Here is a 10,625-nt window from a genome sequence, read left to right as displayed (position 1 = left end):
GGCTCGGGCATACCTACGACGACCTCGCCGGCGCCGCGATGCGGCATCTGCGCGAGCTCGGCGGCGACGCCGCCATCGAGGACTTCGCGCGCCGCCGGGTCCGGTCGATCCTCGCCGGTGTCGAACCGGCCGCCGGATCCGACGAGGTCGAAGCAACCCTCGAGGACATCGCCGAGGCGTTCAGCGCCGCCGGATTCGCCGCGTCCACGCGGCGGGTCGGCACCGGCATGCAGGTCTGCCAGCATCACTGCCCGGTCTCGCACGTCGCCGAACAGTTCCCCGAACTGTGCGAGGCGGAACAGAAAGCCTTCGTCGAGATCCTCGGCACCCATGTCCAGCGGCTCGCGACCATCGCCAACGGCGACAGTTTCTGCACCACCCACGTGCCGCTGCTCCCGGACCCGGCGACCCGCGCCCGGACCGACAGCGACCCCTGACCGCCGCGAGCGGTAACCCCCAGCAGCCCAGCCCGTCGGTATCCCAGTCCGTGCCGACAACGAACAAGACTCCGGAAGGAGCTCGCATGACCCTCACATCGGACCAGGCGTCCGGCGCAGGTGCGCCGCTGACGCAGGAGGAGACCATCGCGTCCCTCGGTCACTACGACTACGGCTGGTCGGACCCGGATGCGGCCGGCGCTGTCGCGCAGCGCGGTCTGTCCGAGGCGGTCGTGCGCGACATCTCCGCGAAGAAGAACGAGCCCGAGTGGATGCTCGACATCCGCCTCAAGGCACTGCGCACGTTCGACAAGAAGCCGATGCCGGTGTGGGGTTCGAATCTCGAGGACATCGACTTCGACAACATCAAGTACTTCGTCCGCTCCACGGAGAAGCAGGCCACCTCCTGGGAGGAACTGCCCGAGGACATCAAGAACACCTACGACAAGCTGGGTATCCCGGAGGCGGAGAAGCAGCGTCTCGTCGCCGGTGTCGCCGCCCAGTACGAATCCGAGGTGGTCTACCACCAGATCCGCGAGGACCTCGAGTCCCAGGGCGTGATCTTCCTGGACACCGACTCGGGTCTGCGTGAGCACCCGGAGATCTTCAAGGAGTACTTCGGCACGGTCATTCCGGCCGGCGACAACAAGTTCTCCGCGCTGAACACCGCCGTGTGGTCGGGTGGCTCGTTCATCTACGTGCCGCCGGGCGTGCACGTCGACATTCCGCTGCAGGCCTACTTCCGGATCAACACCGAGAACATGGGCCAGTTCGAGCGGACCCTGATCATCGTCGACGAGGGCGCGTCCGTGCACTACGTCGAGGGCTGCACCGCGCCGATCTACAAGTCGGACTCGCTGCACTCGGCGGTCGTCGAGATCATCGTCAAGAAGGGCGGCCACTGCCGCTACACGACCATCCAGAACTGGTCGAACAACGTCTACAACCTGGTCACCAAGCGCACCAAGGTCGAGGCCGGCGGCTCCATGGAATGGATCGACGGCAACATCGGTTCCAAGGTGACGATGAAGTACCCGGCCGTGTGGATGATGGGCGAGCACGCTCGCGGCGAGGTCCTGTCCATCGCCTTCGCCGGCGAGGGCCAGCACCAGGACACCGGCGCGAAGATGCTGCACCTGGCACCGCACACCTCCTCGACGATCGTCTCCAAGTCGGTCGCGCGCGGCGGCGGCCGGGCCTCCTACCGCGGGCTGGTACAGGTCAACAAGGGCGCCCACGGCTCGAAGTCGACGGTCAAGTGCGACGCGCTGCTGGTCGACCAGATCAGCCGCTCGGACACCTACCCGTACGTCGACATCCGCGAGGACGACGTGACGATGGGCCACGAGGCGACCGTGTCGAAGGTCAGCGATGACCAGCTGTTCTACCTGATGAGCCGCGGCCTGACCGAGGACGAGGCGATGGCGATGGTCGTGCGCGGCTTCGTCGAGCCGATCGCCAAGGAACTCCCGATGGAGTACGCCCTCGAGTTGAACCGACTGATCGAACTGCAGATGGAAGGGGCAGTCGGCTAAATGGCTGCGAATACCGCTAACACCCCCTCGGGGGTGCAGGACGCCGTGCGCGGCGAGAACAACCCAGTGCCGGCCGTCAACGGGCAGGCGGCGCCTGCAAAGAACAAGGGTGAGCTGTTCACGTCGTTCGACGTGAATGCGTTCGAGATCCCCGGCGGCCGCGACGAGGCCTGGCGGTTCACCCCGCTGCGCCGCTTGCGCGGGCTGCACGACGGCACCGCCGTCGCCTCCGGCACCGCGACCGTGGAGGTCTCCGAGGTCGCGGGCGTGCAGGTCGAGACCGTCGGCCGCGACGACGAGCGCCTCGGACAGGGCGGGGTCCCGTTCGACCGCATCGCCGCCCAGGCGTACTCGTCGTTCGAGTCCGCCACGGTCGTCACCGTCGGCCGCGAGGTCGAGGTCGCCGATCCGGTCACCATCACGATCACCGGTCCCGGTGAAGGACAGGTCGCCTTCGGGCACCTGCAGCTGCGGCTCGAGCCGTTCGCGAAGGCCACCGTGATCCTCGATCAGCGGGGGAGCGGCACGTACGCGGAGAACGTCGAGTTCGTCGTCGGCGACAGCGCACACCTGAACGTCGTCGCCGTGCAGGACTGGGCCGACAACGCCGTGCACGTCGCCGCGCACCACGCGCGACTGCACCGCGACGCGACGCTGCGGCACTTCACCGTCGGTCTCGGCGGCGACCTGGTGCGCATCTCGCCGACGGTCAAGTTCGACGCGCCCGGCGGCGACGCCGAGCTGCTCGGCCTGTACTTCGCCGACGCCGGTCAGCACCTCGAGCAGCGTCTGCTCGTCGACCACTCGCAGCCGCACTGCAAGTCCAACGTGGTGTACAAGGGCGCGCTGCAGGGCGACCCCGAGTCCGGCAAGCCCGACGCCCACACCGTGTGGATCGGCGACGTGCTCATCCGCGCCGAGGCCGAGGGCACCGACACCTTCGAGCTCAACCGCAATCTCGTGCTCACCGACGGCGCCCGCGCCGACTCGGTGCCGAACCTCGAGATCGAGACCGGCGAGATCGTCGGCGCCGGCCACGCCTCGGCGACCGGCCGCTTCGACGACGAGCAGCTGTTCTACCTGCGCGCCCGCGGCATCCCCGAGGATCAGGCCCGCCGGCTCGTGGTCCGTGGCTTCTTCCACGAACTGATCGAGAAGATCACCGTCCCCGAGGTCCGGGAACGGCTCGAGGCCGCCGTCGAGGCCGAACTCGCCGCCGTCGGCGCCTGAGCGCGAACCGCCCACACACTTTCGTAAGGAACCGATTCACCGATGTCCACCCCCCAGAACGTCCTCGAGATCAAGGACCTGCACGTTCGCGTCGCCCAGACCGACGAGAACGCCGAGCCCATCAACATCCTCAAGGGCGTGAACCTGACGGTCCGCTCCGGCGAGACGCACGCCATCATGGGCCCCAACGGCTCCGGCAAGTCGACCCTGTCGTACGCGATCGCCGGCCACCCCAAGTACGAGGTGACCTCCGGCAGCATCACCCTCAACGGTGAGAACGTGCTCGAGATGAGCGTCGACGAGCGCGCCCGCGCCGGCCTGTTCCTGGCCATGCAGTACCCGGTCGAGGTGCCCGGCGTGTCGATGTCGAACTTCCTGCGCACCGCCGCCACCGCCGTCCGCGGCGAGGCCCCCAAGCTCCGGACCTGGGTCAAGGAGGTCAAGGAGGCGATGACCGAGCTGGACATCGATCCGGCGTTCGGTGAGCGCAGCGTCAACGAAGGATTCTCCGGCGGTGAGAAGAAGCGCCACGAGATCCTGCAGCTCGGCCTGCTCAAGCCGCAGATCGCCATCCTCGACGAGACCGACTCCGGCCTCGACGTCGACGCGCTGCGCGTGGTGTCCGAGGGTGTCAACCGCTACCAGGAGCGCGAGCACGGCGGCGTCCTCCTCATCACCCACTACACCCGCATCCTGCGCTACATCAAGCCGCAGTTCGTGCACGTGTTCGTCGGTGGCCGGATCGTCGAGTCCGGTGGGCCCGAGCTCGCCGACGAGCTCGAGACCAACGGTTACGTCCGTTTCACCCAGGCCGCGGCAGGAGCCTAGACACATGACCATCCCGGTGAGGGAACTCGATGTCACCAGGATCCGGAAGGACTTCCCGATCCTGGCCCGTACGGTGCGCGACGGAAAGCCGTTGGTGTACCTCGATTCGGGTGCGACCTCTCAGCGGCCGATCCAGGTGCTCGACGCCGAACGCGAGTTCCTCACCACGTGCAACGCGGCCGTGCACCGCGGCGCCCACCAGCTCGCGGAGGAAGCCACCGACGCGTACGAGGGGGCCCGCGCCGCGATCGCCGAGTTCGTCGGCGTCGACACCGACGAGCTGGTGTTCACGAAGAACGCCACCGAGTCGCTGAACCTGGTCACCCACGTGCTCGGCGACGAGCGGTTCGCCCGCGCGGTCGGCCCCGGCGACGAGATCGTGATCACCGAACTCGAGCACCACGCGAATCTGGTGCCGTGGCAGGAGCTGGCCCGGCGTACCGGCGCCACGCTGCGCTGGTACGGCGTCACCGACGACGGCCGCATCGACCTCGATTCGCTCGAGCTGTCCGACGCCGTCAAGGTCGTCTCGTTCACCCACCAGTCGAACGTGACCGGTGCGGTCGCGCCGGTCGAGGAACTGGTGCGCCGCGCCCGCGCGGTCGGCGCGCTGGTCGTGCTCGACGCGTGCCAGTCGGTGCCGCACATGCCGGTCGACTTCCACGCCCTGGACGTGGACTTCGCGGCGTTCTCGGGTCACAAGATGCTCGGCCCGTCCGGCGTCGGCGTGCTGTACGGCAAGCGGGAGCTGCTCACGGCGATGCCGCCGTTCATCACCGGCGGTTCGATGATCGAGACCGTGACGATGGAGGCGACCACGTTCGCGGCGCCGCCGCAGCGGTTCGAGGCCGGGGTGCCGATGACCTCGCAGGTCGTCGGGCTCGGTGCCGCCGTGCACTACCTGAACGAGATCGGGATGGACGCGGTCGCCGCGCACGAACACGAATTGACCGCACTCGCGCTCGAACTGCTCGGCGGCATGGACGGGGTCCGCATCATCGGCCCCGCCACTGCCGAGCACCGCGGGGGAGCGGTGTCGTTCGTCGTCGACGGCATCCACGCCCACGATCTCGGGCAGATCCTCGACGACGAGGGTGTCGCGATCCGCGTCGGGCACCACTGCGCGTGGCCGCTGCACCGGCGATTCGGTGTCGCCGCCACCGCGCGGGCGTCGTTCGCGGTCTACAACACCACCGACGAGGTGCGTGCCCTGGCCGCGGCGATCCGGCGGGCCCAGGAGTTCTTCGGAACCCACCCGCCGCTGGACATTCACGAGACCACGATCGACGGGGCGTCCTGACATGCGGATGGAACAGATGTACCAGGAAGTGATCCTGGATCACTACAAGCACCCACATCACCGCGGTCTGCGGGAACCGTTCGGCGCCGAGGTGCACCACGTGAACCCGACCTGCGGTGACGAGGTGACCCTGCGGGTGCACGTGACCGACGACGGGATCGTCGGCGACGTCTCCTACGACGGTCAGGGCTGCTCGATCAGCCAGGCCGCGACTTCCGTGCTGACCGATCAGGTGATCGGGCTGCCGGTCGAGCAGGCGCTCGCGACGGTCGACAGCTTCGCCGAGATGGTCGGCAGCCGCGGCACCGTCGAAGGCGACGAGGACGTGATCGGCGACGGCATCGCGTTCGCCGGCGTGGCGAAGTACCCGGCGCGCGTGAAGTGCGCGTTGCTGGGCTGGATGGCGTTCAAGGACGCCGTGGTGCAGATCGTGGACGGCGCACCCGTTCCGAGCGGAGGACAGAACTGATGACCGAACAGGCTTCCGAGACCGGCACCCCCGCCGAAGCATCGGCCCCCGAAGCGGCGACGGAGGCGGCGACCACGACCGTCGACGCACCGCCGATGGACCCGCAGCGCCTCGACGAACTCGAGGAGGCGATGCGCGACGTCGTCGACCCCGAACTGGGCATCAACGTCGTCGACCTGGGCCTCGTGTACGGCATCACCGAGGACGACGAGGCGGTCACCATCGACATGACCCTCACCTCGGCCGCCTGCCCGCTCACCGACGTGATCGAGGACCAGTCCCGCAACGCACTGGTGAAGAGCGGACTGTGCGAGGAACTGCGCATCAACTGGGTGTGGATGCCGCCGTGGGGTCCCGACAAGATCACCGACGACGGGCGCGAGCAGTTGCGGGCGCTCGGTTTCACCGTGTGACCACACGGTGACCACCTCCCCGGACCGCATGACGGATCCGCTCGACGAGGCCGCACCGGGAGTCGCGGCCGCAGCGCTCGAACAGGAGGTGTTCGCGCTGTGGCGCCGCGGCCGCTCGTACATGGCCGCGAGCGCCCACGCGGTCGATCCCAAGCTGGATCCGGTGTGCTACCCGCTGCTGGTGCTGCTGCGCGACGCCGACGCGATCGCGATGTCCGAACTGATCGGTGCGCTGGGCATCGAGAAGTCGACGCTGACCCGGCGCATCGACAGTGCCGCGCGGCTCGGCCTGGTCGAACGCATCCCCGACCCGCACGACGCGCGGGCCCGGCTCGTCGCGTTGACCCCCGAGGGCCGGCGGCGCCTGGAGGAGCAGCGGGCGGAGACGTTCCGGCGATGGCGTGAACGCCTGTCGGCGTGGGACCCGGACGATGTCCGGCAGCTGGCGACGCTGATGCACCGTCTCGGCGGCATTCTGGACTGACGGCCGCTGCGAGCCCCCCGGTGACGACCGGAAACGCGACCCTCGCCACCGATCGTTAGTTGTATCGATCAACCAAATTTTCTATGGTGGCACAGGATCGATCGACGAGGGATGGACATGCTGGCTCCGGAAACCGCAGAAGACCTGATCGCGGCAGTGCGCGCGCTGGTCCGACGCAGCCGCAGCCTCAACGTCCGCGCCCAGCAGGCCGACCCCGAGGCCATGCCCAACTGGCTGGTCGCCCTGCTCGCCAACCTCGAACACGGCGGCGGATGCAGGCTCGGCGACCTCGCGGACCGGCTGGGGGTGACCGCCTCGACGCTGAGCCGGCAGGTCGCCTACGCCGAATCCCTCGGATACGCGCGGCGAGGCGCCGATCCCGACGACCGCCGCGCCGCGTGCCTGACCCTTACCGAGGACGGCGCCGAGGCGCTGCGCAGCCACCGCGCGCGGCTCGTGCGGTTGCTACAGGAGGTCGTGCCCGATTGGACCGACGAGGAGGGCCGCGACCTCGTCGACCGGCTCAACCGGCTCGGCGCCGCCGTCGATCGCTTCCGCGACGCCCGCCCCTGACGGTCCCGCCCGTCCCCGACATCGACATCACTTCCGACGAGGAGCGCCCATGACCGCATCCGTGCCCCCGGCTCCCGGCACCGAGGCCACCCCGCCGGACGACACGCAGACGGGTATGACCCACCGTCAGCGCATCAACGCGCTCGTGGGCCTGCTGCTCGGCATGTTCGTGGCGTTCCTGTCCTCGACGATCGTGTCCAACGCGCTGCCGACGATCATCATGGATCTGCACGGCACCCAGGACCAGTACACCTGGGTCGTGACCGCGACCCTGCTCGCCTCCACCGCGACCACCCCCCTCTGGGGCAAGTTCGCCGACCTGGTCAGCAAGAAACTGCTGGTCCAGCTGTCGCTGATCCTGTTCACCCTCGGCTCGATCCTCGCCGGGCTGTCCCAGTCCGTCGGCATGCTCATCGGCTGCCGCGTGATCCAGGGGCTGGGCCTCGGCGGGCTGCAGGCCCTCGTCGTGATCGTCATCGCCTCGATGTTCAGCCCCCGCGAACGCGGTCGCTACCAGGGGCCGATCGCGGCGGTCATGGCCGTCGCCACGGTGGCCGGGCCGCTGATCGGCGGCGTCATCGTCGACACGAGCTGGCTCGGCTGGCGATGGACGTTCTTCATCGGTGTGCCCCTCGCCGTCGCCGCCTTCGTCGTCGTGCAGCGCACCCTGAACCTGCCGGTCGTGCGCAAGGAGGTGAGCATCGACTACCTCGGCGCCACCCTCATCGCCGCCGGGGTGAGCGTGCTGCTGATCTGGGTGACCCTGGCCGGCAAGAACTTCGCGTGGGGATCGGGCATGTCCTACGGCCTGGTCGCGCTCGGCGTCGTGTTGCTGGCGGTAGCGGTGTTCGTGGAGAGCCGCGCGAAGGACCCGATCATCCCGCTGAAGCTGTTCCGGGACCGCACCACCACCCTGGCGACACTGGCGAGCATCGCGGTCGGTGTCGCCCTGTTCGGCGGTGCCGTGTTCCTCGGGCAGTACTTCCAGATCGCCCGCGGCTACAGCCCCACCGCCGCAGGCCTGCTCACCGTGCCGATGGTGCTCGGTTCGACCGTGTCCGGGGCCCTGTCCGGCGCCCTCATCACCCGATTCGGCCGCTGGAAGATCTATCTCGTCGTCGGTGCGGTCGCGATGACCGTCGGCTTCGGGCTGCTCGCGACGATCGACCACACCACCGACATCGGGCTGATCCTGGTCTACCTGTTCGTTCTGGGCCTCGGTATGGGCATGACGATGCAGAACCTGGTGCTCGCCGTGCAGAACTCCGTCGCCCCGCACAACCTCGGCGCCGCCAGCTCCACGGTCACCTTCTTCCGGTCGCTCGGCGGCGCCGCCGGTGTGTCCGTGCTCGGCGCGGTCCTGTCCAGCCACATCGTCGACCTGATCGCGAAGGGCCTCGCCGCCCTGGGCATCGAGGTTCCCGCCGGCTCCGGCGGCGCCGGACTGTCCAACCTGCAGGAACTCCCGGCGCCGATCGCCGCGGTCGTGCGCGGAGCCTACGGCGACGCGACCGCCCGGATCTTCCTGATCGCAGCGATCCTCGGCGCCCTGGCGCTCGTCGCGATCCTGTTCATCAAGGAGGTCGCGCTCAATACCCGCACCGGCCTCGAACAACTCGACGACGCCCGCAAGGCCGCCGTCGACACGGCACCGGTCGGCGACTAGGACGGGCCGACCGGTCGGGCTCAGGCGCGCTTGCGCGCGGCGGACTTCTTCGCCGCGGGCTTGTCCGCCTGACTCTTCCGCGCGGACGCCGACTTCGACGCGCTCTTCTTCGCCGGCGTCTTCTTCGCGGCGGTCTTCTTCGCCGGAGCCTTGCGGTCGGAGGCCTTCTTCGCCGGCGCGCGGCGCTTCGACGAATCGTCCTCGTCGGCGTCCTCGCCGTCCGCACCGCCCGCGCGTTTGCCTCCGGCCGCATCCACGCTGCGCTGCAGTGCCGCGACGAGGTCGAGCACCTCGGCGTCCTCGCCCTCGGTAGTGGTTTCGGGAACCTGGAACACCTTCTCGCCGCCACGCGCCAGCGCGTCGTCGATCAGCGCCCGCAGTTCGACCTGGTACTCGTCGGTGAACTCGTCCGGATCGAAATCCTCGGACATCGATTCGACGAGCGTCTCGGCCATCGCCAGTTCCTTCGACGACGGCTTCTGCACGTCGTCGAGCACCGGGAACTCCGCGGCCCGCACCTCGTCCGGCCACAACAGCGTCTGCAGCACCAGCAGCCCGTCCCGGTTGCGCAGCGCCGCCAGCCGGGTGCGTTGCCGCAACGTGAAATGCACGAGGGCGGTGCGGTCGCTCTGCTCGAGGGTCGCCGCCAGCAGCGCATATGCTTTCGGCGACGACGAGTCCGGCTCGAGATAGTAGGACTTCTCGAACAGGATCGGATCGATCTGCTCGCTCGGCACGAACTGCAGCACCGGGATCTCGTGCTTCTCCGCCGCCGGCAGCTTGTCGAAGTCCTCGTCGGTGAGCACCACCCGCGTGCCGTCGTCCGAGTCGTACGCCTTGTCGATCTCCGGATACGGAACCGACTCGCCGCACTCGGTGCACACCCGGTCGTACTTGATCCGCCCGCCGTCCTTCGCGTGCACCTGATGGAACCGGATGTCGTGGCTCTCCGTCGCGGAATAGACCTTCACCGGCACATTCACCAGGCCGAACGCGAGGGAACCCTTCCAGATCGACCGCATGGCTCCATCATGCGGGACAACACGCCACTGTGCAGTCGACCGACCGAATTCGATCTTCGTCCTCAGCTCATCGACCGCAGGATCGTCCGCCGCAGCGCGGGAGAGACCGACCCGAACAACGACCACATCGCCGCTGCGACACCGACCGGATCGTCCCTCCCGGAGAGGTAGGCGCGCTGCCGGTCGACGGGCAGATCGAAGAATGCGGCGAAGAACTCCGCCGCATCCTCGCCGCCGAGACCCAGCAGCACCGCCAATCCCCGTACGCGCAGGGCCGACACCGCCCGGGCCGCCGGGGTCCACAGCACCCGATCCGGGTGGCGTCCGGCCCGCACCGCGGCCACCACCGGGTCCGCGGCCGACAGCGCGGTGGCCACCGCGTATCCCGTGGCCGGATGCATCAGCCCCCCGCGCGCCCCGAACCCGGCCGGGCCGCCGCGCCGCCGCCGAGCACCCTCGACGGCGAACCGGACGTGTTCGGCCGGTTCGGCACCGGACAGCTCCACGCCGCGCACCGCGAGCCGGGTCCGCAGGCGCTGTTCCAGCTCCGGAAGTACCAGCGCCGGCCGCCCCACCAGGCAGGTCTCCTCGAGCAGCACCCGGCCCGGACCGACCGGCACCGCGTACAGGAACGACGGGGCGTCCCCACCGTCGGTGCCGTTGTCCCG

The 10,625-nt window shown here is 69.0% G+C and carries 12 protein-coding genes; 10 read left to right on the top strand and 2 right to left on the bottom strand.

Features of this window, described 5'->3' with window-relative positions; translation table 11 throughout:
• The 10 genes from ACN675_RS25470 to ACN675_RS25425 form a co-directional block, all read left to right on the top strand.
• A partial coding sequence (locus ACN675_RS25470; RefSeq protein WP_420753479.1) for a helix-turn-helix transcriptional regulator occupies window positions 1–437 on the top strand: 437 nt, incomplete at its 5' end.
• An 86-nt stretch (window positions 438–523) separates the two neighbouring features.
• Entirely contained in the window at window positions 524–1,972 is a 1,449-nt protein-coding gene (gene sufB, locus ACN675_RS25465; protein WP_420753478.1) for a Fe-S cluster assembly protein SufB, read from the top strand.
• The gene (gene sufD / locus ACN675_RS25460; protein ID WP_420753477.1) at window positions 1,973–3,202 is read left to right on the top strand and encodes a Fe-S cluster assembly protein SufD; all 1,230 of its coding nucleotides are present in this window, start codon (window positions 1,973–1,975) and stop codon (window positions 3,200–3,202) included.
• A gap of 42 nt (window positions 3,203–3,244) precedes the next feature.
• Entirely contained in the window at window positions 3,245–4,030 is a 786-nt protein-coding gene (sufC, locus tag ACN675_RS25455; protein ID WP_248673920.1) for a Fe-S cluster assembly ATPase SufC, read from the top strand.
• 4 nt (window positions 4,031–4,034) lie between these two features.
• Window positions 4,035–5,330, top strand: a complete 1,296-nt coding sequence (locus ACN675_RS25450; RefSeq protein WP_420753476.1) for a cysteine desulfurase — start codon at window positions 4,035–4,037, stop codon at window positions 5,328–5,330.
• A 1-nt stretch (window position 5,331) separates the two neighbouring features.
• Complete coding sequence (sufU, locus tag ACN675_RS25445) at window positions 5,332–5,799, top strand: Fe-S cluster assembly sulfur transfer protein SufU (protein WP_420753475.1); 468 nt, start codon at window positions 5,332–5,334, stop codon at window positions 5,797–5,799.
• On the top strand, window positions 5,799–6,212 hold the full coding sequence (locus tag ACN675_RS25440; RefSeq protein WP_420753474.1) for a metal-sulfur cluster assembly factor: 414 nt from the start codon (window positions 5,799–5,801) through the stop codon (window positions 6,210–6,212). Before sufU ends, ACN675_RS25440 begins: the two co-directional genes overlap by 1 nt.
• 28 nt (window positions 6,213–6,240) lie before the next feature.
• Window positions 6,241–6,696 (top strand): MarR family winged helix-turn-helix transcriptional regulator, encoded by a 456-nt coding sequence (locus ACN675_RS25435; protein WP_420753481.1) that lies wholly within the window; start codon window positions 6,241–6,243, stop codon window positions 6,694–6,696.
• A 117-nt stretch (window positions 6,697–6,813) separates the two neighbouring features.
• Window positions 6,814–7,269, top strand: a complete 456-nt coding sequence (locus ACN675_RS25430) for a MarR family winged helix-turn-helix transcriptional regulator (RefSeq protein WP_420753473.1) — start codon at window positions 6,814–6,816, stop codon at window positions 7,267–7,269.
• A gap of 115 nt (window positions 7,270–7,384) precedes the next feature.
• The gene (locus tag ACN675_RS25425) at window positions 7,385–8,935 is read left to right on the top strand and encodes an MFS transporter (protein ID WP_420753480.1); all 1,551 of its coding nucleotides are present in this window, start codon (window positions 7,385–7,387) and stop codon (window positions 8,933–8,935) included.
• 20 nt (window positions 8,936–8,955) lie between these two features.
• Here ACN675_RS25425 and ACN675_RS25420 read toward each other — a convergent pair whose 3' ends face one another.
• Complete coding sequence (locus ACN675_RS25420; RefSeq protein ID WP_420753472.1) at window positions 8,956–9,957, bottom strand: Ku protein; 1,002 nt, start codon at window positions 9,955–9,957, stop codon at window positions 8,956–8,958.
• 62 nt (window positions 9,958–10,019) lie between these two features.
• A partial coding sequence (locus ACN675_RS25415) for a lycopene cyclase family protein (RefSeq protein ID WP_420753471.1) occupies window positions 10,020–10,625 on the bottom strand: 606 nt, incomplete at its 5' end.

The organism is Rhodococcus sp. O3 (assembly GCF_048897285.1).
GTDB lineage: Bacteria > Actinomycetota > Actinomycetes > Mycobacteriales > Mycobacteriaceae > Rhodococcus.
This window is presented reverse-complemented; position numbering and strand designations above follow the sequence as displayed.

Excerpts from the sequence above, each read along its gene's own strand:
- sufB (WP_420753478.1), top strand. The coding sequence starts at position 524 with ATGACCCTCACATCGGACCAGGCGTCCGGCGCAGGTGCGCCGCTGACG.
- sufD (WP_420753477.1), top strand. The coding sequence starts at position 1,973 with ATGGCTGCGAATACCGCTAACACCCCCTCGGGGGTGCAGGACGCCGTG.
- sufC (WP_248673920.1), top strand. The coding sequence starts at position 3,245 with ATGTCCACCCCCCAGAACGTCCTCGAGATCAAGGACCTGCACGTTCGC.
- ACN675_RS25450 (WP_420753476.1), top strand. The coding sequence starts at position 4,035 with ATGACCATCCCGGTGAGGGAACTCGATGTCACCAGGATCCGGAAGGAC.
- sufU (WP_420753475.1), top strand. The coding sequence starts at position 5,332 with ATGCGGATGGAACAGATGTACCAGGAAGTGATCCTGGATCACTACAAG.
- ACN675_RS25440 (WP_420753474.1), top strand. The coding sequence starts at position 5,799 with ATGACCGAACAGGCTTCCGAGACCGGCACCCCCGCCGAAGCATCGGCC.
- ACN675_RS25435 (WP_420753481.1), top strand. The coding sequence starts at position 6,241 with ATGACGGATCCGCTCGACGAGGCCGCACCGGGAGTCGCGGCCGCAGCG.
- ACN675_RS25430 (WP_420753473.1), top strand. The coding sequence starts at position 6,814 with ATGCTGGCTCCGGAAACCGCAGAAGACCTGATCGCGGCAGTGCGCGCG.
- ACN675_RS25425 (WP_420753480.1), top strand. The coding sequence starts at position 7,385 with ATGACCCACCGTCAGCGCATCAACGCGCTCGTGGGCCTGCTGCTCGGC.
- ACN675_RS25420 (WP_420753472.1), bottom strand. The coding sequence starts at position 9,957 with ATGCGGTCGATCTGGAAGGGTTCCCTCGCGTTCGGCCTGGTGAATGTG.